Source organism: Brachybacterium sp. SYSU DS0246 (assembly GCF_059391765.1).
In genome coordinates, this window is sequence record NZ_JBZXYT010000030.1 from 23,594 (window position 1) to 46,439 (window position 22,846).

At 72.1% G+C, this 22,846-nt stretch carries 19 protein-coding genes; 6 read left to right on the forward strand and 13 right to left on the reverse strand.

Annotated elements, in window-relative coordinates; translation table 11 throughout:
- Positions 1-40 precede the first annotated feature (40 nt).
- The gene (locus tag AC5020_RS13860) at positions 41-811 is read left to right on the forward strand and encodes an SDR family oxidoreductase (protein ID WP_377793508.1); all 771 of its coding nucleotides are present in this window, start codon (positions 41-43) and stop codon (positions 809-811) included.
- A 104-nt stretch (positions 812-915) separates the two neighbouring features.
- Here the strand turns inward: AC5020_RS13860 and AC5020_RS13865 are convergent, their stop codons facing one another.
- Entirely contained in the window at positions 916-2,589 is a 1,674-nt protein-coding gene (locus AC5020_RS13865) for a metallophosphoesterase family protein (RefSeq protein ID WP_464988694.1), read from the reverse strand.
- 175 nt (positions 2,590-2,764) lie between these two features.
- Positions 2,765-4,333: a histidine ammonia-lyase gene (gene hutH, locus AC5020_RS13870; protein WP_464988695.1), complete on the reverse strand. Its 1,569-nt coding sequence runs from the start codon at positions 4,331-4,333 to the stop codon at positions 2,765-2,767.
- A gap of 44 nt (positions 4,334-4,377) precedes the next feature.
- Between hutH and AC5020_RS13875 the strand changes: the two genes are divergently transcribed.
- The gene (locus AC5020_RS13875; protein ID WP_377017640.1) at positions 4,378-4,914 is read left to right on the forward strand and encodes a hypothetical protein; all 537 of its coding nucleotides are present in this window, start codon (positions 4,378-4,380) and stop codon (positions 4,912-4,914) included.
- Between the two features lie 119 nt (positions 4,915-5,033).
- Here the strand turns inward: AC5020_RS13875 and AC5020_RS13880 are convergent, their stop codons facing one another.
- From AC5020_RS13880 to AC5020_RS13900, 5 genes are all read right to left on the reverse strand, one after another.
- The gene (locus tag AC5020_RS13880; RefSeq protein WP_464988696.1) at positions 5,034-6,431 is read right to left on the reverse strand and encodes a YjiH family protein; all 1,398 of its coding nucleotides are present in this window, start codon (positions 6,429-6,431) and stop codon (positions 5,034-5,036) included.
- Positions 6,432-6,442: 11 nt separating this feature from the next.
- Positions 6,443-7,654, reverse strand: coding sequence for an imidazolonepropionase (gene hutI / locus AC5020_RS13885; protein WP_464988697.1), 1,212 nt, complete (start codon positions 7,652-7,654; stop codon positions 6,443-6,445).
- Between the two features lie 116 nt (positions 7,655-7,770).
- Positions 7,771-9,453 (reverse strand): urocanate hydratase, encoded by a 1,683-nt coding sequence (hutU, locus tag AC5020_RS13890; RefSeq protein WP_494564443.1) that lies wholly within the window; start codon positions 9,451-9,453, stop codon positions 7,771-7,773.
- Between the two features lie 300 nt (positions 9,454-9,753).
- On the reverse strand, positions 9,754-10,614 hold the full coding sequence (locus tag AC5020_RS13895; protein WP_377793501.1) for a formate/nitrite transporter family protein: 861 nt from the start codon (positions 10,612-10,614) through the stop codon (positions 9,754-9,756).
- 127 nt (positions 10,615-10,741) lie between these two features.
- Entirely contained in the window at positions 10,742-11,533 is a 792-nt protein-coding gene (locus AC5020_RS13900; RefSeq protein ID WP_464988699.1) for an IclR family transcriptional regulator, read from the reverse strand.
- A 39-nt stretch (positions 11,534-11,572) separates the two neighbouring features.
- Between AC5020_RS13900 and hutG the strand changes: the two genes are divergently transcribed.
- Positions 11,573-12,550: a formimidoylglutamase gene (hutG, locus tag AC5020_RS13905; RefSeq protein WP_464988700.1), complete on the forward strand. Its 978-nt coding sequence runs from the start codon at positions 11,573-11,575 to the stop codon at positions 12,548-12,550.
- A 206-nt stretch (positions 12,551-12,756) separates the two neighbouring features.
- Here the strand turns inward: hutG and AC5020_RS13910 are convergent, their stop codons facing one another.
- The 3 genes from AC5020_RS13910 to AC5020_RS13920 form a co-directional block, all read right to left on the reverse strand.
- The gene (locus AC5020_RS13910) at positions 12,757-13,584 is read right to left on the reverse strand and encodes an SDR family oxidoreductase (RefSeq protein ID WP_377793498.1); all 828 of its coding nucleotides are present in this window, start codon (positions 13,582-13,584) and stop codon (positions 12,757-12,759) included.
- Positions 13,585-13,814: 230 nt separating this feature from the next.
- Positions 13,815-14,411, reverse strand: a complete 597-nt coding sequence (locus tag AC5020_RS13915; protein WP_464988701.1) for a GNAT family N-acetyltransferase — start codon at positions 14,409-14,411, stop codon at positions 13,815-13,817.
- Between the two features lie 27 nt (positions 14,412-14,438).
- Complete coding sequence (locus AC5020_RS13920; protein WP_377017658.1) at positions 14,439-14,954, reverse strand: DinB family protein; 516 nt, start codon at positions 14,952-14,954, stop codon at positions 14,439-14,441.
- Positions 14,955-15,045: 91 nt separating this feature from the next.
- Here AC5020_RS13920 and AC5020_RS13925 point away from each other — a divergent pair, with 91 nt between their 5' ends.
- Together AC5020_RS13925 and AC5020_RS13930 are read left to right on the forward strand one after the other, a co-directional pair.
- Positions 15,046-16,269: a phosphotransferase gene (locus AC5020_RS13925; protein WP_464988702.1), complete on the forward strand. Its 1,224-nt coding sequence runs from the start codon at positions 15,046-15,048 to the stop codon at positions 16,267-16,269.
- A gap of 74 nt (positions 16,270-16,343) precedes the next feature.
- Positions 16,344-17,132, forward strand: a complete 789-nt coding sequence (locus AC5020_RS13930) for a fructosamine kinase family protein (RefSeq protein ID WP_377017662.1) — start codon at positions 16,344-16,346, stop codon at positions 17,130-17,132.
- On the opposite strand, the gene rox is transcribed toward AC5020_RS13930, so the two are convergent.
- The 3 genes from rox to gdhA all read right to left on the reverse strand — a co-directional run bounded on the left by rox (position 17,101) and on the right by gdhA (position 21,886).
- Positions 17,101-18,561 carry a rifampin monooxygenase gene (rox, locus tag AC5020_RS13935; protein ID WP_464988703.1) on the reverse strand — a complete coding sequence of 487 codons (1,461 nt, stop codon included), beginning with the start codon at positions 18,559-18,561 and terminating at the stop codon, positions 17,101-17,103. The two genes, AC5020_RS13930 and rox, sit on opposite strands and share 32 nt — an antisense overlap.
- A 370-nt stretch (positions 18,562-18,931) precedes the next feature.
- Positions 18,932-20,371 (reverse strand): hypothetical protein, encoded by a 1,440-nt coding sequence (locus AC5020_RS13940; protein WP_464988704.1) that lies wholly within the window; start codon positions 20,369-20,371, stop codon positions 18,932-18,934.
- Positions 20,372-20,542: 171 nt separating this feature from the next.
- Positions 20,543-21,886, reverse strand: coding sequence for an NADP-specific glutamate dehydrogenase (gene gdhA / locus AC5020_RS13945; protein ID WP_464988705.1), 1,344 nt, complete (start codon positions 21,884-21,886; stop codon positions 20,543-20,545).
- Between the two features lie 183 nt (positions 21,887-22,069).
- Here gdhA and AC5020_RS13950 point away from each other — a divergent pair, with 183 nt between their 5' ends.
- Positions 22,070-22,648 carry an HPP family protein gene (locus tag AC5020_RS13950; RefSeq protein WP_464988706.1) on the forward strand — a complete coding sequence of 193 codons (579 nt, stop codon included), beginning with the start codon at positions 22,070-22,072 and terminating at the stop codon, positions 22,646-22,648.
- The last annotated feature ends 198 nt before the right edge of the window (positions 22,649-22,846 follow it).

Consider the following 22,846-nt stretch of genomic DNA (forward strand, 5'->3'; position numbering starts at 1 on the left):
TCCGTTGCCGCCCTTCGCGCCCCCGGATAGCGTCCGGCACATGCACACACTCCCCCGCACCGCCCTGATCACCGGCGTCGGCCGCCGTCGCGGCATCGGTGCCGCCATCGCGCGGGGTCTCGCCGCCGACGGCTTCGACCTGGCCCTGAACTACTTCGAGGACTACGACCGCCGCATCTACGGCGAACCCGCCGACGTCGAACTCCTGGCCGACGAACTGCGCGCCGGCGGCCGCCGGGTCGAACTCGTACCCGGCGATCTGTCGGATCCGGAGATCCCCGAGACCCTGATCGCGTCGGCCCAGGAGTCGCTCGGCCCGATCGGCGCCCTGGTCACCTGCCACTGCGAGTCGGTCGATTCCTCGATCCTGGATACGACCGTAGAGAGCTTCGACCGCCACTATGCCGTGAACGTCCGCGCCAACTGGCTGCTGCTGAAAGCCTTCGCCGAACAGGTCGAGGCCGGCGCGGACACCCCGGGCGGCGCGATGATCGCGCTGACCAGCGACCACACCGTGCACAACCTCCCCTACGGCTCCACGAAGGCCGCACTGGACCGCCTGGTGCTGGCCGGGACACATGAACTGGCCGACCGCGGCATCCGCACCAACCTCATCAACCCCGGCCCGATCGATACCGGCTGGATGAGCGATGAGGTGCGCGATTCGGCCGCTTCCGCGACGCCCGGCGGGCACCTCGGCGAGCCAGAGACCGTCGCGAACCTGGTGCGATTCCTGGTCTCCGAGCAGGGCGAGTGGATCCGGGGCCAGCTGCTCTACTCCAATGGGGGCTTCGCCTCCCCGGCGCTCTGACTCGCGACGCCCATTCCCCCGAAACGTGGCGATTCCGGCACGTCTCGGGGGAACGGTTGCGCGCTTCGCGGCGCGCGGGTCGCGCAGGCGCGCGGGCGGACCGCTCAGATCCCGCGACGCAGCACGAACACGCCGCCGCGGTCGAGCACGGCCCAGGCCTTCTTGGTGCGGGGGTCCACGCCGTAGGTGCCCACCTCATAGCCCTCGCGGTAGGGCCCCTTGACGAACTTCTTGGTCCCGGCGTGGTTCGCGTCCACGGCGTTGATCCAGGAGCCGTCCTCGCCGCGAGTGGCGAGCCCGTAGCTGCCATCGGCCCGGAACGCGCGGGCACCGCCGCTGAGCTCGAGGACGAAGCGGTCGGCCTCATCGGTCTCGTCGGCCTCGGGCAGCTGACCGGTCAGGGACTCGTCGTTCAGCGTCAGGTTCTCGTGGATGCCCGTGAGGTGGAAGCGGGGCGAGGCGTCGCCGTCCCCGGCGTCCTGCCAGCCGGTGGCGATGTGCTTGGACAGGGCCCGCCCGGCGTAGTCGGACTTCTCGGCGGTGTTGACACCGTCGAGGATCCTCGCGGTGGTGCCCTCGAACTCGTCGCTGACCACGGTGTAGGACTCCCCCGGGCCGACGAGGAACTCCTGGCCGTTCAGGGAGCGGCCCCAGCGCTCGCGCCAGTACCAGCCGCTCTCCGGCGGGGTGACGTTCATGTACGTCGGCCCGTAGTCGGCGCCGGTGCTCATGGAGTAGAAGTCGACGTAGAGCATCGGGCCGTCGACGGTGATGAGGTAGTGGCTCAGCGTCCACAGCTCCTCGGCGAGCACAGTCTCGGACGGGCCGCCGTAGGTCTCGTCGATGGAGGGGACATCCGGCGTGTAGAACTTGGCGCTGTCCGAGCCGGCGATGAGCTGCTCGATGGAGTGCCGGCCGTCGGCGCTGGTGATCACCGAGCGCTTGTGGTGGTGATCGTGGCCGCCCCACAGGAACGCGACCCCGCCCTCGTCGCAGATCTGCAGGAACCGGTCCACCCCGTCGGGATTCTCGGAGGGATCGCTGCCGAAGAGGTTGTCGACGTGGTTGCCACCGATGAGGTTCTTGTGCGCGGCGATGATGCAGTGCATGTCCGCGCCGCGGCTCATCACGCGCTCCTCGATCCAGTCGAGCTGGTCGAGGATGTTGTCGCCGGTGGAGCCGGAGCCGTCCGGGCGGGTGAACTGGTCGAGCATGATGAGGCGGACGTTCTCGACGTCGAAGGAGTAGGACAGCCCCTTCAGCAGCTCCGAGGGGGAGGAGAAGTTCGTGGCCCCGCCGAGCGGGTTCGAGCCTTCGCCCATGTGCTGGGGGAAGACCTGCGGCAGCTCCTGGCCGGCGGTCTGCGAGGACTCGTGGTTGCCGCGCAGGGTGTAGAAGCCGACGCCGGCGTCGTACAGCGGCTGGACCAGCTCGCCCTTGATCGGCAGCGTGCGCACGTCGGGGCGACCGTTGTAGCTGTCCTCCTCCCGATCGACGTTGTCGCCGACCTGGACCAGGAAGGCGGCGCCCTCGTCGATCATGCGCTCATTGATCATGCGCTGGAGGCCGCCGGCGATGGAGCCGGGGTTCTCCCCGTCAGCGTCCGCGCCCCACTGGGTGTCGCTCATCAGGCCGAAGGTCCACGCGTTCTCGGACAGGGCAGGACGGGGAGCGGCCGAGGCGGCGGCGGTTCCGACTGCGCCGACGGCACCGAGGGCGCCGACGCCGATCGGGAGCTGCAGGAGGGTGCGACGGTCGATACGGCTGGGAGCGGGCATGGGCGGGTCTCCTCGGGTCAGGCGGCGGGGGCCGCTCGTGTCAGGCGGCGGGGCCTGATCGGGATCGAGCACCCGCGAGACTAGGGACCTCCTGCGACCAGGATCTGACCTGCACACCAACGACGGATGACCGCGGGAGGTCCGGTCGGCGAAGTCGCCGCCGGCCCGGCGGCCCTCACCGCAGCGGCCCGGTCACCTCCGCGGCCGCGGCCAGCACCGACCCGTCCCGCAGCCGCGCCTCGGCCTCGGCGATGTCCGGGGCGAGGAAACGGTCCGGGCCCGGACCCTCGACGGTGCGGCGCAGCACGTCGATCACGGCGCGCGAGGCGGCCGAGGGCTCCAGCGGGGCGCGCAGGTCGATCGCGCGGGCCGCGGCGAGCAGTTCGATGGCCAGCACCCGGCGCAGGTTGTCCACGCTGGTGCGCAGCTTCCGGGCGGCGTGCCAGCCCATCGAGACGTGGTCCTCCTGCATCGCCGAGGACGGGATCGAGTCCGCACTCGCCGGTGCCGCCAGCCGCTTCATCTCCGAGACCAGACCCGCCTGGGTGTACTGGGCGATCATGAAGCCGGAGTCGACGCCCGGGTCGTCGGCCAGGAACGGCGGCAGCCCGTGGGAGCGCGACTTATCCAGCATCCGGTCGGTGCGGCGCTCCGCGATCGAGGCGAGGTCCGCGCTGACCACGGCGAGGAAGTCGAGCACGTAGGCGACCGGGGCGCCGTGGAAGTTGCCGTTGGAGGTGACGGTGCCGTCCTCGAGCACGATCGGGTTGTCGATGGCAGCCGCCAGCTCCCGGTCGGCGACGGTGCGGGCATGCTCGATGGTGTCGCGCACGCCGCCGGCGACCTGCGGGGCGCAGCGCAGGGAGTAGGCGTCCTGGACCCTGGAGCCCTCGGCGGCGACGTCGGCGATGATCGGCGAGTCCTGCAGCATGGCCAGGATGTTCGCGGCCGAGGCGGCCTGGCCGGGGTGCGGGCGCAGCGGCGTGTGCAGCTCGGGGTGGAAGACGGTGTCGCGGCCGCGCAGACCCTGCACGGTCAGGGCCGTGGTGAGGTCCGCGGCGCGCACGAGCTCGTCGAGGTCGGCGAGGGCCAGCAGCAGCATGCCGAGCATGCCGTCGGTGCCGTTGATCAGCGCCAGGCCCTCCTTCTCCTCGAGCAGCACGGGCTCGATGCCGGCCTCGGCCAGCAGCTCGGGCACGGGGCGCTCGACGCCGTCACGGTCCCGGGCGCGCCCCTCCCCCATCAGCACGATCGCGCAGTGCGCGAGCGGGGCGAGGTCGCCGGAGCAGCCGAGGGAGCCGTACTCGTGGACGATCGGGGTGATGCGGGCGTTCAGCAGCGCCAGGATCGTCTCGACCACGACGGGGCGCACGCCGGTGCGGCCGGAGGCGAGGGTGCGGGCGCGCAGCAGCATCAGGGCGCGCACCACCTCGGGCTCGACCTCGCCGCCGGCGCCTGCGGCGTGGGAGCGGATCAGGGAGCGCTGCAGGGCGTGGCGCTGGCTGGGCGGGATGGAGGTGTCCGCGAGCGCTCCGAATCCGGTCGAGACGCCGTAGACGGGGGTCTCGCCGAGGGCGAGGTCCTCGATGTGGGTGCGCACCCGGGCGACTTCTTCGCGGGCGGCGGGGTCCAGACGCACCTCGGCGCCGCGGCGGGCGACGGCGAGCACGTCGGCCGCGGTCAGGCCCGAGGTCGACAGGGTGATGGTGCGGTTCCCGGCGGCGGGATGCGGGGCGGTGGTCATCGGTGGTCGTCTCCTGAGGTGAGGGGGCGTCGTACTCTGTGGCGATGGGGGACGTGTGGCAGCAGGTGTGGCCGGAGCTGCTCGACGCCGGAGTGCTGGTCGTGGCGATGGCGGGCGTCGTGCTGCTGACGATCCACACGGTGCGGCGTCCGCACCGTCATCGCCGGCATCCCACGCGCCGTCGGGCCCCGCGGCTGATGGCGGTCATCGCCGTGGTGGTCTACCTGGTGGCCGCTCTGATCGCGGTGGTCGGCACGACCGAGGACGAGGACCCGGCCAACGCCCGGCAGATGCTGATCGCCGGGGCGCTGCTGTCGCTGCTGGCTCTGTTCCTGCTGTGGGTCTACGTGATCGTCTACGTCGAAGCGGGCCCGGAGGCGCTCATCCAGCGGGACATCGCCGGCCGCACGCACACCATCCGCTACGAGGACATCACCCGGATCTACGAGCGCACGGCCCGGCTGGGCTATTTCGTGGTGGTGGAGGGGCGCGACGGAACGAGGATCCAGGCGGGCCCGGGCCTGTTCGACTGGGGCCCGTACCAGCACTGGCGCCGGACACAGATGCCTCGCCGGCGCTAGCACCAGCGCTAGCGCGCGAGGGACCGCGGTGGCACGGCGAGTCTCGGTGGCACGGCGAGTCTCGGCGACGTTCAGCGCCGCGGTCGCGGGAGGAGCCGTGAGGGGCCGGCGGACCGCGGTCACAGCAGCAGGTGCGCCAGCGGCGCGGTGATCAGCATCGTGAGCATCACGCGCTGGATCCAGATGATCACCAGCCGGCCCACGCTGATCGGGATCGAGGTGGCCAGGATCGAGGGCACCAGGGCGGAGAAGAAGATGATCTGCGAGACCGCGGTGACGCCGATGGTCAGGCGCAGAACGTCCGAGGGGTGACCGGCGACGGCTGTGGCCGGCAGGAACATCTCGGCGATGCCCATCGCGGCGGCCTTGCCCGCCAGTCCCGGATCCGGCAGGCCGACGAGGTAGGCAACGGGCACGAACAGCCAGCCCACGACGTCGAAGACGGGGGTGTAGGTCGCCAGCAGCAGGCCGGCGAGGCCGATCGAGAGGATCGAGGGGACGATCGCGGAGGACATCCGCACGCCGTCGCGGAACGTCGACCAGGTCCCCCGCCCCAGGCCCGGTGCGCTGGACAGGGCGCGCATCGCCTCGGCCCAGGCGGCGGCGAACCGATTGCCGCGCGCGACCGGCTCCGGGAGGTGCGTGACGCCCTCGAAGGTGTCGGGCGCGACGGTGCGCAGCGGCGGGATCCGCACGGTGATCGCTGTGACCGCGAAGGTCACGGCGAGGGTAAGCACGAAGTACAGCGTCCAGTGGTCCATGAGGTCCAGGGTGCTGGCGACGATGACCATGAACGTCGCCGAGACGGTCGAGAAACCGGTGGCGATGATCGCGGCCTCCCGGCCGGTGTACCGGCCCTCGCGGTAGACCTTGTCGGTGATCAGCAGGGCGAGCGAGTAGGAGCCGACGAAGGAGGCGACCGCGTCGACGGCGGCGCGTCCCGGCACCTTCCACACCGGCCGCATGATCGGCTGGACCAGCACACCGATGAACTCCATCAGTCCGTAGCCGACCAGCAGCGCGAGGAACACGGCGCCGACGGGCACGATGAGGCCGACGGGGATGGCGAGCTTCTCCCACAGGAACGGGCCGATGTCGGGGTTGGCGAGCGGCCCCGGGTAGTAGCCGGCGGCCGCGCACACGGCGACGGCGAGGCCCACGACGTTCGCGAGCGCGAAGAAGGTCCGCAGCGCCCCATTGCGCCAGGTGCCGGTGGCGAACGGGCGGATCGTGCCCAGCGCCACCAGAGCCACCACGACCCAGGGCACCACGGGGCCGAGCACCCATTGCACGAGGCTCAGCACGTGGTCGACGAGGATCGTGGAGCTGCCGGCGATCTCGACGGTCACGAAGAACATCGCCAGGCCGATGGCGCTGTAGACCACGAAGCGCCACCGGTGCGGCGGAAGGGGGCCGCTCTCGCGGCCTGGCGCAGGACCACGCTGGGGACCAGGGGCGGGGACCAGCGCAGAGGCGCGATGGGGTTCGGGTGCAGGCACGGCATCGGGCGTCGTCATCGACGTCCTCCTCAGGACAGGGGGATCCCGGCCCGCCAGACCCGGTGGGTCAGCGGCATGCCGGGGCGGTAGGCGAGATGGATGGCGGCGGGGGCGTCGAGCACGTGGAGGTCCGCGCGGGCGCCGACGGAGAGGTGGCCGACGTCCTCGCGGTGCAGGGCCTGGGCCCCGCCGCGGGTGGCGGCGCGGATCGCTTCGGCCAGCGTCAGGTGCATCTGCAGCACGGCGGTGGCCACGCAGAAGCTCATGGAGCTGGTGTAGCTGGTGCCGGGGTTGCAGTTCGAGGCGATCGCGACGCTCGCCCCCGCGTCCAGCAGCTCCCGGGCCGGAGCGAGGGGTGCTCGGGTGGAGAGGTCGCAGGCCGGCAGCACGGTGGCCACGGTGCTCTCGCGGGCCGCAGCGAGCGCGTCGATGTCGGCGGCGCTGACGTGGTTGACGTGGTCGACGCTGGCCGCTCCCAGCTCCACGGCGAGCGCGACCCCGCCGGAGGCACCGAGCTGGTTGCCGTGCACCCGCAGGCCCAGCCCCGCGTCGGCACCGGCGCGCAGGACGCGCTCGGACTGCGCGGGGGTGAAGGCGCCGCTCTCGCAGAACACGTCGATCCAGCCGACGTACGGGGCGACGGCCTCGAGCATCTCACCCGTGACCAGGTCGACGTACCCGTCGGCGTCTCCGCCGAACTCGGAGGGTACGAGGTGGGCGCCGAGGAAGGTGACCTCGTCGAGCTCCCCGTCGGCCTTGAGCTGCGAGGCGAGGCGGGCGGCGCGCAGCTCCTCGGCGACGGTGAGTCCGTACCCGGTCTTGGTCTCCAGGCACGTGGTGCCGCCCCGGGCGGCCTCGGCGATGCGGGCGCGCACCAGGTCCCGCAGGCGCTCGTCGGCCGCGGCGCGGGTCGCCGAGGTGGTCACGCCGATCCCGCCGGCGGCGTAGGCCTGCCCGGCCATGCGGGCCTCAAACTCTCCCGCGCGGTCGCCGTCGAAGACGAGGTGGGTGTGGGAGTCGACCCAGCCGGGCAGGACCGCCCTGCCACCGAGGTCCTCGCGTGCGTCGGCCGACGGGGCCTGGGCCGACGGGCCGGTCCAGGCGACGAGCCCGTCCTCGATCACCACGGCCGCGTCGCGCACGACCTGCTCGTCGGTGACCGTGCCCGGGCGCGCGGGGTCATCGCACGCGGGGTCCAGGGTCCACAGCTCGCTGATACCGGTGAGCACGGTGCTGGTCACAGGAATACCTCCGGATGCGGATGAGCGGGGGCGGATGGGCAGGGGCGGATGCGCGAGGGCGGATACGCAGCTGCGGCTCGGGCCGGCTCGGCGCGGCACCGCGGCGGCCCGGGGCCTCAGTCGCGGCGGGTAGGAGTCATCGGGACCCGCACGCCGCGCTCGTGGGCGACCTCGTCGGCCCGGGAGTAGCCGGCGTCGACGTGGCGGAACACGCCGGTGGCGGGGTCGTTGGTCAGCAGGCGCTCGAGCTTGCGGGCTGCCAGCTCCGTGCCGTCGGCCACCCCGACCTGGCCGGCGTGGATCGAGCGGCCGATGCCGACGCCGCCGCCGTGGTGGATCGAGACCCAGGTCGCGCCGGAGGAGGTGGCGGTCAGGGCGTTCAGCAGCGGCCAGTCGGCGATCGCGTCGGACCCGTCGAGCATGGATTCGGTCTCGCGGTACGGGGAGGCGACGGAGCCGGAGTCGAGGTGGTCGCGGCCGATGACGATGGGGGCCTTGACCTTCCCGTCGCGCACCAGGTCGTTCAGGAGCATGCCGGCGAGGTGGCGTTCGCCGTAGCCGAGCCAGCAGATGCGGGCGGGCAGGCCCTCGAACTCGACGTACTCCCCGGCGGCGTCCAGCCAGCGGTGGAGGTGCTCGTTGTCCGGGAACAGCTCCTTCATCGCGGCGTCGGTGACGGCGATGTCCTCGGGGTCGCCGGACAGCGCCACCCAGCGGAACGGACCCATGCCCTCGCAGAACAGCGGGCGCACGTAGGCGGGCACGAAGCCGGGGAAGGCGAAGGCGCGGTCGTAGCCGGCGTGGCGGGCCTCGTCGCGGATGGAGTTGCCGTAGTCGAAGACCTCGGCGCCGGCGTCCTGGAACTCGACCATGGCCTGGACCTGGCGGGCCATCGCCTCGCGGGACTTCTTGGTGAAGCCCTCCGGGTCCGCCTCCGCCTCGCGCTGCCAGTCCTCGACGGTGACCTCGGCGGGCAGGTAGGACAGCGGGTCGTGGGCGCTGGTCTGGTCGGTGACCACGTCGATGTGCAGGTCACCGGCGCGGTGGCGCTCCAAGAGCGCGGGGAAGACGTCGGCGGCGTTGCCGACGATGCCGATCGAGACGGCGCGGCGCTCGGCGCGGGCGGCGCTGGCGCGGGCGACGGCGTCCTCGAGGTCCTCGGCGATCTCGTGGAGGTAGCGCTTGGCGACGCGGCGCTCCAGGCGGCTGCGGTCGACGTCGGCGATCAGGCACACCCCGTCGTTCAGGGTGACCGCGAGGGGCTGGGCCCCGCCCATGCCGCCGCAGCCGCCGGTCAGGGTGATGGTGCCGGCCAGGGTGCCGCCGAACCGCTTGGCGGCCACGGCCGCGAAGGTCTCGAACGTGCCCTGGAGGATGCCCTGGGTGGCGATGTAGATCCACGAGCCCGCGGTCATCTGCCCGTACATGGTCAGGCCCTCGGCCTCGAGGCGGCGGAACTCGGGCCAGGTGGCCCAGTCGCCGACGAGGTGGGAGTTGGCCAGCAGCACGCGCGGGGCCCATTCGTGGGTGCGCAGCACGCCGACGGGCTTGCCGGACTGGACCAGCAGGGTCTCGTCGTCCTCGAGGTCGCGGAGGGTCTCGGTGATCGCGTCGAAGGCCTCCCAGGAGCGGGCCGCACGGCCGGTGCCGCCGTAGACGACCAGGTCGTCAGGGCGTTCGGCGACCTCGGGGTCGAGGTTGTTCATGAGCATCCGCAGCGGTGCCTCGGTCTGCCAGGACTTCGCGCTGAGGGCGGTGCCGCGCGGGGCGCGGACGGGGCGAGCTCCGGGGAGGGTCATCATCGGTTCCTTCCGTGGCGGGGATTCGGTCCAGCTCACCACGCCCGGGCGTCCCGGGCGAGACCTGCCGGCCCGGTTATGTCCGGAATACCGGACAACTGATCGCTAGCGCAGTCAGGAGACGTCCACGAAAATGCCAACCGCACCGTATCCACGGACGGGACGCCAGTCGCAGCTGCCCGGTCATATACACAGCAGTATCGACTGACGTCCCGCCGGCGGTCAGACCCCCGGCCTGCACATGGCGGAGCTCTGGCCAGGCCGCCCAGTCGCCGAAGAGGTCGATCCTTACCCGCCCGGTCAGGAGACGACGGAGGTCTGGGAGCTGCCGGAGTCCTCGGCGGCACGCTCCTTCTGGACCAGCTCCCAGGTGCGGATGAGGCGCGGGAAGGCGAGCATGAGCAGCCCGCCCAGCACGTTCAGCGGGATGACCCAGGCAAACCAGATCAGCCAGTCCACGTACGAGATCGCCGCTCCGGCGTGCATCGCCCCGAAGATCACCACGGCGTTCAGGGCGCCGTGGAGCATGCCGAGCCCGACCACGAGGAAGCCGGCGATCAGCGAGTTCGCCAGCGTCACCATGCCCTCGCTGGAGCCCTGGTTCATGCGGGTGATCAGGGTGATCGTGAACCCGGCCAGCAGCGCCAGGGAGACCGTCTCGCTGGTCAGGCCTTTCTCCATGTAGCCGGTCGCGGTCTCCGTCAGCACGGACTCGAAGCGGGGGAAGGCGGCGACCACGAACCACATGAACAGCCACCCGCCGATCAGGTTCATCGCCAGGGTGACCACCCACAGCCGCACCAGCTGCCACCAGGTGCCGCGACGGGCCATCACGGCATTGATGGGCAGCAGGAAGTCCTCGGTGAACAGCTCGGAGTGCGCGAGGCGGCAGGCGAACAGGCCGATGCCGAACGCGAGCCCGCCCAGCAGTTTGGAGTCGGTGGCCTCGAGCACGGCGAGCATCGCCATCAGGCCCAGGCCTACGTCGATGCCGCCGAACAGACCGGTGATGATCTGGGCGCGCCAGGTGCGATTGAGCTTGTTCGCGCCTTCGGCGACGGTGTTCTGGAACTCCTCGACGAGCTTGTCCTCGACGGGCTCGTCGGACTCACCGAGCCGGGCACGCTCGTCGGCTTCGGAGGGCTGCTGCTCAGGAGCCATGGGTCCGTCCTCACGCTCGCACGTCGGGTCGACGAAGGATACCAACAGCCCCGTGTCCACGGACGGGACGCCAGTCGCAGCTGCCCGGTCATATGCGCAGCACCGTCGACCGACGTCCCGTCGGCGGTCAGGTCCGGCTGGGCGAGCCCGAGCCGACCGGACCGTGCAGGCGGCGGGTCAGCTCACCGGCCGCCTCGCGCACCGCCACCGCCAGCCGGGCCCGGTCCTCGTCGCTCGTGTGGTCCTCGACGAAGGTCAGCGCGACCGCGGCGGCCGGCCACCCGGTGTGATCGCGCACCACGGCGGCAAGGGAGGAGAGCGTGTCGGTGACCTCCCCGGTCTCTTCGGCGACGCCCTCGCGGCGCACGTCGGCCAGCAGCGCCCGCAGCTGCTGCGGCGTCGTGGGCCCGGGGGCGGAGGTGCGGGCGGTGAAGTCGGCCTCGCGGCCGTAGAGGCTGCGCAGCTGCGCCGGCGGGAGCTCGGCCAGCAGCGCCCTCCCGCTCGCGGTCAGGTGGGAGGGGATCCGTACGCCCACATCCGTGACCAGGCTGGGCCGGTTCCGGGCACGCTCCTCGACGATGTACAGCACGTCACGGCCGTGCAGCACGGCGAGATGGCCCGACTCCCCCACCTCGTCGACCAGGTTCTCGACGACCCGTCGGCCGATGCGTGCGAGGGGCTCCTGCCGGGCGTACCCGCCGGCCAGCTCGAAGGCAGCGGGGCCGATACCGTACAGCCGCTCGGAGGCGAGGTGGAAGGCGAAGCCGCGTTCGACGAGCACGCTGAGCAGGTCGTACGTGGTCGAGCGGGGCAGGTCGAGGTCGCGGGCGATCTGGATCGCGGGCACGGGGGTGCGCTGCGCGGCGAGGTACGTCGTCAGCTGCAGTGCCGCATCGGCGGCGGGAACCTTCGGTGCCATGATGGAGCCAGCATGCCACCGCATCACAGGGAGGTCGCCATGGATGCCGCTGCTGCATCCGCACGCGCATGGACGGGCCGGCTGGACGGCCACGGCACCGAGCACGCCCGCTGGCACATGATCGTGGACACCGAGGAGCCGAGCATCGCCGATGTCGCGCTGCTGGGATTCCGCTCCGACGAAGGCGTGCGCCGGAACCGGGGCCGCCCCGGCGCGGCCGACGGGCCCGGGGCCCTGCGCCGCGCACTGGGGCCGATGGCGCTGCACGGGGAGATCGGAGCCGGGCGCCGCCGCATCGTCGACCTCGGTGATGTGGCTGTGGACGGGCAGGACCTCGAGAGCGGGCAGGAGCAGCTGGCGGCCCGACTCGGGCAGGCGCTGCGGACCACGGGCGACCGCGGCGGTCTCTCCCTCGTGCTCGGCGGCGGGCACGAGACGGCGTGGGCCTCCTATCGCGGTCTCGCGGCCTCCGGCGGACTTGACGATGGCGCCCGCTGGGGTGTGCTGAACCTCGATGCCCACTTCGATCTGCGCCGGGAGGGGCGGCCGACGTCGGGCACGCCGTTCGCGCAGATGGCCGATGCCGAGGCGGCCGCCGGGCGGGAGCTGAACTACGCCGTGCTCGGCATCGCCGAGCCCTCGAACACCGGCGTGCTGTTCGAGGAGGCCCGACGGCTCGGCGTGCGCTGGCTGACCGACGAGCAGTGTGCCGACGGCGGAGCCGAGCAGGTCACCGCGTTCGTCCAGGATTTCACTGCGGATCTGGACCTGCTGTATCTGACGATCGATCTGGACGTGCTGCCGGCGGCCGTCGCGCCCGGCGTCTCCGCTCCGGCTGCCTACGGCGTGCCCGTGCCGGTGATCGCGGCGGCCGTCCGAGCTGCGGCCGGCAGCGGGAAGCTGGCCCTGCTGGACGTGGTGGAGCTGAATCCCGCCCTGGACGTGGATTCCCGCACCGCGCGCACCGCGGCTCGACTCATCGATGACGCCGTGCGGCACGCCGTCAGCGCCCGGTAGTGAGTCGTCGGCGCCCGGTAGTGAGTCGGGTCGGACCTGGCCAACGCTCCCTCGCCCGACGCCGCTGACGGCGGGCGGCCGACGGCGGGCAGCCGACGGCTGACGGCGGGCAGCGGACGGCGGGCAGCGGGCGGCTGACGGCGGGCAGCCGAGGGCTGACGGCTGACGGCGGGGGCTGACGGTCCGACTCTTGCCGAGCCGGCTCCTCAGAGCGGCTGGTCGCTCTCGCGCAGCCAGTCCTCGAGCGTCATGTCGTCGACCTCGGCGTCGGCAGGGATCAGTCCGCCGGTGGCGAGGCCGCGCCCGAGGTAGGGCAGCTCCGTGACCAGGCGCGGTGACCTGCCGGCGAGGCTGCCGCGGGTGGCGAGGATGCGCCGGACGAGCTCGGCGCTGGTGAGCTCCTCGGGGCCGCGGATGGCGGCGGTCCTGGTGGCGGCATCGTTGCCCGACGCGTCGCCGTCGCCACGCTCGACCGGGACACCGCTGGTGACGAGCGGGTCGTCCTCGATCTCGCGCTCGATGAAGCTCGCGACACGGGCCGCGGCGACCGGGGCCATCCGCATGGTCGGCAGCACCGCGACCGGGCCCAGGCTCGCCTGGGACAGGATCGATCCGGCCAGCTCGTACCACTGGGTGGAGTGGATGATGGTCGCCGGGATGCGAGCCTCCCGATAGAGGCGCTCCTGGGCGGCCTTCCCGCGGTAGTAGCCCATCAGGCGGTTCACGGTGGGATCGGCGGCTCCGGCGATCGAGACGCAGACGAGGCGTCGGACCCCGCCGCGCTCGGCGGCCCGGGCGACCTTCTGCGCCGTGCGGGTGAAGTACGAGACCGCGCGGTCACCGCGGATGGTGGCGATGTTCAGGGCATCGACGGCGACGTCGGCCCCGGTCAGCGCCTCCTCCAGACCGGTGCCGCGGAATGCGTCGACGCCGCTCGCCCGGCTGAGGGGGCGCACGCTGTGGCCGGCGGCTTCGAGGCGGGTGACGAGGTGGCGGCCGATGGTGCCGGTCGCTCCGAGCACGGCGATATCCATGGCCTCACAGTAGGCGCGGAGGAAAGCGCCGGGAAGCCCCGGATCACCGGTCGCGTCGCCCATGGGGTCAGCGCAACTTCTTGGTCTGGTACGCAACCTGATCGCGCTCAGGCAGGGTGACTCGGCGCTGACCGCCATATAGCTGCATCCCCTCCGGCGCGCGAGCGTTGGCGGAGGGCTGCTGGGGCAATGCGACGAACAACACCGCCCCGAGCGGTCTCCGCCGGGCGTCAGTGGCCGGTAGAGCCGTCACCGGGCGGCCGCCAGCGTTCGTTGACCAGCTGGAACAGACGGCAGTCCGCCCACTGGCCTCCCAATCGCAGGAAGGAGCGGGCCAGGCCGAACTCGGCGAAGCCGCAGCGCTGGAGGACCCGCACCGAGGCGTCGTTGCCGACCTGCACCTCGGCCTGCAGCCGGTGCAGGCCGAGCCCACCGAAGGCGACGGCGATGGCGGCGCGCACGGCGTGGGTGGCGATGCCGCGGCCGGTGTCTGCGTGATCCACCCAGTATCCGAGCGAGGCGAACTCGGCAGCGCCGCGGACGATGCCGGTGAAGCTCAGGCGCCCCACCAGACGGCTGCTGCCGTTCTCCTCGAGCCAGATCGTCAGCGGCAGGCCGCGGCCGGCTTCGCGATCCTCGACAGCCTGAGCGATGGCGGCGCGCTGCCCGGCCTCGGTGAACCAGTTCGCCGTCCGCTCCGGAGCGCCGATCAGCAGACGCTCGCGGTTGCGGGACTCGAGCTCGGCCAGCGCCGGGGCGTCGGAGGGAGCCAGCAGACGCAGGGTCACCTGCTTGGCGCCGACTGGGCGCGCGGTCTGCTCCCTCATGCGGCACATCGTGCCAGAGGGATCGGGTCAGTACCCGGTGCGCCCGTCGATCCGCTCGCGCAGCAGATCCAGGTGGCCGAGGTGGCGGGCGTACTCCTCGATGAGGTGGGTGAGGATCCAGCGCAGGTTCACCGGCTCACCCTTCCGCAGCCCGCGCACCGGGCCGTCGAGATCGCTCCAGCTCGCCTGGGCCGCCCGGGCGGCCTCGATCTCCTGGCGGTAGCGCTGGACGTCGGCTTCGGCAGTGGCCGGGTCCACGTCCTCGAAGTCGCCATCGGGATTCTGCGGCGTGCTGTAGTAGTCCGGGACGGCCTCGCCGAGGGTGACCTCGCGCAACCAGTGCGCCTCGACCTCGGTCAGATGGCGCACGATACCGATCGGGCTCAGGGCCGACGGGGGCGCGGAGCGCCGGCACAGCTGCTCGGCGTCGAGGCCGTCGATCTTCAGCAGCAGGGTCTGGCGGTGGAAGTCCACCCAATGGTCGAGAGTCTCGCGCTCGGTCGCGGTCATCGGGCCGAATCGGCGGGGGTCGGGAGTGCTCATGGAGAGCGATCCTGGCACGCCGTTCACGGAGCAACCAGGGATTATCGCGCTGCGCCGAGTAAGATCGGGCATCCCCAGCACAGGAGTCGAGATGGCGTCGTCCAACCCCGCGGACCCCACGGCCCTGCTGGATCCTGCGTCCCCCGCGATGGGCGAGCGGCTCGTCGAGGCCTGGCGCACCGGTGTGCTGGTCCTGCCCCTGCGGGACGAGTCCTCTCCGGTGCGGCTGCCGGGGCTGCACAAGTCGGTGCTCCCACCCTCGCTGTCCGGGCAGGCACGGGTCTCGCTCGCCGGCGTCGGTGAGCACTTCGCCGCCTGGCGGCTGGTCCCGCAGGAGAACGCACCGCTGATCGTGCGGATCCCCCACGTGCCCCTCGCCGAGATGCCGCAGGAGCTCGCTCACGAGATCGCCGCGCTGACTCTGGTCCCGCCCGACGTCGGCCCGCAGCCGATCGCGTTCCACGACGAGCCGGCCGACGCGGGGTCCCCGCCCGCCGGGGCAGGTGGCCCAGCGCCCGGCGGCGACCCCGGGGACCCGGCACCCAGCCCCATCGGCCATCCCTTCGTCGTCACCTCCGAGATGCCCGGCACCGCCGCCGTGCCGGAGGCCTGGACCGCGCAGCACCTCGCCGCGCACGCCGCCCACCTCGCGCACCTGCACTCGGTGCCCGCTCCCGGGCGGGGCCCGGTGACCCTGGGACGGAACCCCTGGGCGGCGATCCCGCGCGGCACGCCGTCGCTGCTGAGCGAGGTCGAGGCCGAGGTGGAGAGCTGGCGCTCCCGGCACGGTGCCCTGATCCGGGAGCTCGCGCTCGAACCGATCCTGGACGCGGCCCTGTCCCGCGTGGCGACGGTCGAGAGCGACATTGCCCAGCTGGACGGCTTCGTCCTCGCCCACGGCGACCTCTGCGCCACCAACATCATGTGGGACCGGCCCGTGGAGACCGCGGAGCCACCGGCCGTCGGCTACATCGACTTCGAGTGGGCACAGGGCGATGATCCCGCCCGCGACCTGGCCATCATCGGCGGCGCCGTGCACGGCGGACCCTGGTACGTCCCGCTGGACGAGGACCAGGTCAGCGCCTTCGTCGACGCCTATGTGCGAGCGCGCGCCGAGCACGGGCCCGTGCCTGCCTCGGTGGCCGACGTCGGCGCGCTGCGCCGGCGGATGCGAGCCTGGACGGCGTACGAACGCACCGCGATGCTGGTCCACGTCGCCTCCCGCGCCGCGACCCGGGCCGCCCACCGCCAGGTGCTGCCGGTACTCCGCGGCACCCTGGCCGAGGAGCTCGGGCTCGACGACACCCACCGCTGAACTCCCACGGGTGAGAGTGCCCACGCCTGGGCGCAAGTGGTGGCGCGCCGAGCGCATCGGCATACGGTGGGGGCATGAGTGACTTCGTGAAGAACAGTTCCGGTGCCCCCGCGGGATACTTCGCCGCCGAAGCCGCCGGGCTGCGCTGGCTGGCAGAGCCGCAGGCCGTCCCCGTCGTGCCCGTCCTCGAGGAGGGCAAGGACTTCCTGCGCCTGCAGCAGCTGACGACGACCGCTCCGAGCGCCGGGGCGGCCCGCGAGTTCGGCCGCGGCCTGGCTCGTCTGCACGACGCCGGCGCACCGGACTTCGGCTGGACCCCGGCCGAGGCGGCCTGGTTCGGCCCCCTGGAGAACCCCTTCACCGTCTCCACCTCCACGCACGCCGACTTCCCCGACTACTACGCCGACGACCGCCTGCGGCCGCTGGCCGACAAGGTCACCCGCACGCTCGGGGCCGACGGCCACGACACCGTGGACGAGGCGATCGACATGATCGCCGACGGGGCGTACGACGGCATCAGCGGACAGGGCTCCGAGGAGCCCGCCCGTGTCCACGGCGACCTGTGGTCCGGCAACCTCATGTGGACCGAGGACGGGGTGACGCTGATCGACCCGGCCGCCCACGGCGGCCACCGCCTCGAGGACCTCGCGATGCTGTCCCTGTTCGGCGCACCCCACCTGGACGAGATCTTCGAGGGGTACGAGGCCGAGCACCCGATGCCGGGCGACTGGCAGCAGGACCTGCCCGCCCACCTGTTCTTCGGCCTGCTGGCCCACGTCCACCTGTTCGGCGAGGCCTACGCCGACCAGGCCGTGGCCACCGCCGAGGCGATCATCGCCCGGGCGGACCAGCTGGGCTACTGACCTCCTGATCCGGCCCGAACCACGCGCGCAGGGACGCGTGCAGCTCGACCGGATCCTCGCCGGCCCACGCCACGTAGCCGTCGGGGCGTAGCAGCACAGCCGGCGCCTCGAGCTCATCGCTGACGTCGACCACGTGGTCGATGCGGTCGGCCCACCCGGCCGCGGAGAGGCGACCGGTTCCGTCGAGCAGCAGGCCGCGTCCCTCCCGCATCAACTCGTACAGACGCCCGGTGGGCAGCGCGAGGTCGCGCAGCCGACGGCCCACCAGCTCGTGGCCGGATCCCATGTCGTAACGGATTCCGGTGCCGATGACCTTCTCGAGCAGGAACCGGTTGACCTCGTCGAACTCCGCCAGCTCTTCCAGCAGCCGGCGCACCGCCTGGGGGCCGGGCTCCGGCGAGATCAGCTGCGACTGGGCACGCGTCGTGGTCAGCACGTCATCGGCCACCGGCCGGCGTTCGCTCTCGTACGTATCCAGCAGCGTCTGCGGTGCCCAGCCCTGGACGGTCGCGGCGAGCTTCCAGCCCAGATTGAACGCGTCCTGGATGCCGAGGTTCAGTCCCTGGCCTCCCATGGGCGGGTGGACGTGCGCGGCGTCGCCGGCGAGGAGCACGCGGCCGGCGCGGTAGTGCTCGGCCAGGCGGGTCGCATCGGTGAACCGCGACAGGGATCGCGGCGAATGGATGCCGAAGTCGGTCCCGGCGTAGGCGCGAAACTGTTCGCGGAACTCGTCGAGCGCCGGCGGGACGGCGCGGTCCTCGGCCACCGTCGCGGCGGGCACGACGGCGCGGTACACACCGTCCTCCCCCGCCGGGCCGATCCCGAAGCCGCGATGGCGCGTGCGGACTTCCTCCGTGATCGCGGCGATCTCGTCGGCCGACGTCGTGGCCTCCATCTCCCCGAGCAGCCATTCGGTCGTGGCGGCCTGCCCGGGGAAGCCGACGCCGAGCGTCTTGCGCACCAGGCTCCGGCCGCCGTCGCAGCCGACCAGCCAGCGCGAGCGCAGCCGCTCGCCCCCGGCCAGCTCGACGGTGACCCCTTCCTCGTCCTGCTCGACGCCGCTGACTGCCTCACCGCGACGGACCTGCGCCCCGAGCTCGCGGGCCCGCTCGGCCAGCAGCCGGTCGGTGATCGTCTGCGGAATGCCGAGGACGTACCCGTGCGCCGTATCCATATCGTCCGGCCAGGGCCGGGAAACACCCGCGAAATCCGCGGCGCGCGGATATTTGCGGCCGTGCTCGAGGAACCGGTCCAGCAGGCCCCGTTGATCCATGATCTCGATGCTGCGCACGTGCAGGCCCAATGATCGCGCCAGCCGGCCCGGCTCGGCGTCCTTCTCCACCACCAGGACGTCCACGCCCTGGAGCCGCAGTTCGCTCGCCAGCATCATGCCGGTCGGGCCGCCCCCGCTGATGATCACGTCGTCCATGAATGCCTCCCCCTCAGAATCGACCGCGGCTTCCGGAATCGACCGCGGCCGCATATCCTGCCGCCCGATAGGGGTCTTGCGGCAAGCCCCGGGTCCGTCTATATTCTGAAAATGCAGGGTCCGGGGCGTTGCGTCCGGGACTCGTCCCCCGGAGGCGTTCGGGGACTCTCCCCTCTCAGCCCTCGCCGCTGTCAGCCCGCGTTGACGGCGAGCCCCGCCGCGTCAGTGGTGATCCTGTCGCCACCGCCGTGCGAACTGCCCCGGGGTGAGCCCCGTCGAGAACCCCCGCGGGCGGACATGCCGCCCGCGGGGCGCCCGGAGCCTTCCACGCAGTGACGCGCAGACGGCCGGCGGGCGGTGAGCCACGGACTCAGTGGTCGTGGCCCTCCTCGTCCTCATGGTCATGGCCCTCGTGGTCATGGCCCTCGTGGTCGCCGCCGGCGTCGCTGGCCTCGCCCTCGTGGTCATGACCCTCGTGATCGTGGCCCTCTTCGCCCTCCCCGCCGGAGACGTCGTACTCGCCGGAGGCGGTGCCGGTGGCCACCTGGATCTCGTGCGGGACGACGGGCAGGTCGAGCTCGCGGTAGACCTCGCCGCTGGCGATGTCGACCATGGAGAGCTTCTGCGCCTCGGGGTCGACGACGAAGGCCGTGCCGTCGGCGACGGCCATCATGGGGCCGGGCTGCTGCCACTCGTCGGGCTCGGTCCACTCGCCGGTGACGGGAACCTCGTGGAGCATCTCGCCGGTCTCGGGGTCGAGGATGTTCAGCTCGCCGTCGGCGGTCAGAACCAGTGCCTCACCCTCCGGGCCGCGGTCCAGCGAGCGGAACCAGTACTCCGAGCCCAGGTCGACGGTCTGCATCGAATCGTCACGGGTGTCGATCAGGGCGATCTCGGTGGGGCGCTCGATGCCGCCTTCGGGCTCTGCCTCGACCTTGTGATCGGCCAGCACGATCGGGGAGGACTCGACGCCCTTCTGGTTCCCCGAGCGCTGGTAGTCCGTCTCGACCGGGACCTTGTGGAACTCCCCGTCGCGATAGATCACGGGCCCGTTCTCGCAGCCCAGGGAGATGACGTCGCCGGACTCCGTGGGCTGGGCGGCGGCCTCGCCGTGCACGCCCGGGCAGTCGTCGGTCTCGGCGGTGACGTTGCCGTCCGCGTCGAGCACCTGGACGGTGCTGCGGGCGTCCTCGGTGCCCTGGGTGACGAGCATGCCGCCGTCGGAGAGCGGCACGGCGACACCGTGGTGCGGATCCTCGGTGCTGGTCTCCTCGAGCACGCCGAGGTCGCCCTCGGCCAGCTGGGACGGGTCGATCACGGTGACGTCGCCGGTGCCGTCGGCGAACAGGGCCGTGCGGTCCCCGTGGGGAACCACGTGGCCCGGATGCGGGGCGTCGACCCCGAGGTCCGTCAGCAGCGGCTCCTGCTCGTAGTAGTGGAAATGGTCGCCGTGTGCCTGGGCGATCAGACCGGTGTCGTACATCGTGATCGCGTCGGCGGCGCTGACAGCGACATGGCGGCCATCGCCCGCGGGGTTCAGGCGGACGTACCCCTCGAGCTCGGCACTGCCCAGCTCGGTGCCGTCGGTGGAGTCCAGCGTGGTGACGCCGCCGTCGTGGGCGAGGACGATGCGCGGGCTGAGCGCACCGACCTCGACCTGCTCCGGGGCGGACTCGGCAGCCCCGTCGGACGCCCCGGAGGAGCCGCCGTCCGACGCTCCGCCCGAGTCCCCGCCGCTGCAGGCGGCCAGCGCCAGCACGCCCGCTCCGGCGAGCGCCACCACCCGCCGCTTCATGATAATGCTTCTCATAGTATTCATGGATGAAAGGTTAGCAGTAGCTGAGAATCGTTCCCAGCTGAGGGCCTGTGCCCTGAGTCACTGCGTCGCCAGGGCGCGCGATAGATGCCGGCCGCACTGGATCAGTGCGACCGGCGTTCTCGAACGGGCTGACGTGGAGCAGGGGCCGTCGGCCCCGCCGGATCAGATCACGCCGAAGGCGATCATGGCGTCGGCGACCTTGCGGAAACCGGCGATATTGGCGCCCACCGCGTAGTCCCCGGGGCGGCCGACCTCCTCCGCCGTCTCGAGGCAGGTGGCGTGGATGTCCTTCATGATCCGGGTGAGCCGCTGCTCGGTGTACTCGAAGCTCCACGCGTCACGGCTGGCGTTCTGCTGCATCTCCAGCGCGCTGGTGGCCACTCCCCCGGCGTTGGCGGCCTTGCCCGGGCCGTAGGCGACGGCGGCCTCGGCGAAGAGGTCCACGGCCTCCGGCGTGCAGGGCATGTTGGCGCCCTCGGCGACCGCCAGCACCCCGCCCTCGATGAGCCCGCGCGCCGCGTCGGCATCGAGCTCGTTCTGGGTCGCGCACGGCAGCGCAATCTCCACAGGCACGTCCCAGACCTGGCCGCCCTCGACGTAGCGGGCGCGCCCGCCGCGGCGCTCGGCGTACTCGGAGATCCGCCCCCGCTCGACCTCCTTGATCTGCTGCAGCAGCGGGAGGTCGATCCCGTCCTCGTCGATGACGCAACCGGAGGAGTCCGAGGCGGTCACCGGGATCCCGCCGAGCTGCCGGACCTTCTCGATCGCGTACAGGGCGACATTGCCGGCGCCCGAGACGGCCACCCGCCGCCCTTCAAGCGAACGATCGCGAGCACGCAGCATCTCGTCGGCGAAGATCGCCACGCCGTACCCGGTGGCCTCCTTGCGCACCAGCGAGCCGCCCCAGTCCAGGCCCTTGCCGGTCAGCACCCCCGCCTCGTAGCGGTTCGTCAGGCGCTTGTACTGGCCGAAGAGGTAGCCGATCTCGCGGGCCCCGACGCCGATGTCCCCGGCCGGGACATCCGTGTGCTCGCCCAGATGGCGGTACAGCTCCGTCATGAACGACTGGCAGAAGCGCATCACCTCCCCGTCGGAGCGGCCGCGCGGATCGAAGTCGGAGCCGCCCTTGCCGCCGCCGATCGGCAGCCCGGTCAGCGAGTTCTTGAAGATCTGCTCGAAGCCGAGGAACTTCACGATGCCGAGGTTCACGCTGGAACGGAACCGCAGGCCGCCCTTGTAGGGGCCCAGCGCGGAGTTGAATTCGACGCGGAAGCCGCGGTTGACCTGGACGGTGCCCTGGTCATCGACCCACGGGACGCGGAAGATGATCTGCCGCTCGGGTTCGCACAGGCGCATCAGCACGTTGGCGTCCGCGTACTCGGGATGCTTGCCCTGCAGCACCTCGAGGGATTCGAAGACCTCGCGCACGGCCTGGTGGAACTCCGGTTCCCCCGGATTACGGCGAAGGACCTGGTCGAGGGTGTCCTGGAGGGGCGTGGCAGTCATGCGGTGTCCTCTCGTGGTGAAGCGCTCACCCCACCATGGTCAGGCATCTGCATGCGCCCGGGCCTCGTCGTCTCGCCGGCCGCCCTCGACCACTCGTTCCACGTCGTGCCGGGCCGGCGCGCCCGGCGTTACGCTCGCCGCGCGAGGCGACCCATACCGACGGTGACGTGCATGGAGGTGCCGATGCTGCAGCGGATGCAGGAGAGAGCAGGTTCGCTCGGGGCAGCGGTGTACGCGGCCGTGCTGGCGCTGGTGGTCCTGGCGGCGGCCGGTGCCGTAGGTCTGATGCTGCACCAGCCATGGCTCTTCCCCAGCCTGGGGCCGACGGTCATGCTGTTCTTCGAATCGCCCCAGCAGAAAGCGTCACGGCCGCTGAACGCCCTGATCGGGCACGCAGTGGCGCTGTTGGCGGGGATCGCCGCGGTCCTCGGGCTCGGTCTGCTGGGCGCGCCGTCGGCCGCCGAGGGCGGACTGACCCCGGCCTACCTCGTCGCCGGCGCCGGCTCGCTGGCCGTGACCACGTTCGTCCTCACCGCCCTGCGCACCTCGCACCCGCCGGCCGGGGCGACGACCCTGATCGTCAGCCTGGGCGTGCTCTCGGGAGCGGCCGCGTGGGCGTCGATGGCCGGGGCCGTCGTACTGGTCACCGCGCTGGGTTGGGGGCTGAACCTCCTGCTGGGCACGCGTCCCGCCGGCGCGCCGGCTGCGGGAGGGGGCACGAGCCGGGAGGCCGACGCGAGCCACGGGGACAGCACCGGCTGAGCCCGTGCCGGCCGCCGACTGCCGCGCCGCCGCGCCGCCGACTGGCACGCCGCCGCACCGCTGCGCCGCCGGAAGGAATGCAACTATATGGCGGCCAGCGCCGAGTCACCCCGCCTGAGCGCCGTCAGGTCGCGCACCGGACCACGAAGTTGCGCGAGGCCCCGCGACCCCGGGACCCCGGGACCCCGGGGCGGCCGG